Annotated in this window: 1 pseudogene; it reads right to left on the bottom strand. The window is 66.2% G+C overall.

The features are described from left to right. Nucleotides 1–275: pseudogene (locus tag QSV46_RS39665) on the bottom strand (tetracycline resistance MFS efflux pump); the annotation flags it as partial.

The following is a 275-nucleotide window of genomic DNA, read 5'->3' as shown; positions in this document are numbered from 1 at the left end:
GCGTACGCCACGCAATCAACAGCGCGAGCCCCAACAGTGCCGCCGCCAGCAGGAACGGCGCACCCGGCAATTTCACCGGCGCCTGGTCGCTGATGAAATAGGCAAAGGTCAGCGTGAACAGGAACGGTCCCGCCATCTGGGCGATGCTGTTGACGCTGTTGGTCGCGCCCTGCAACTGGCCCTGCTGATCCGGTGCAACGAGCTGCGTCGTCAGGGCCTGGATCGCCGCGCCTGCCACGCCCCACAGCGCCATGACGGGAATGCCGGTCCAGAAC

Source organism: Bradyrhizobium cosmicum (assembly GCF_032290525.1).
Classification (GTDB): Bacteria; Pseudomonadota; Alphaproteobacteria; order Rhizobiales; family Xanthobacteraceae; genus Bradyrhizobium; species Bradyrhizobium cosmicum_A.
This window is presented reverse-complemented; position numbering and strand designations above follow the sequence as displayed.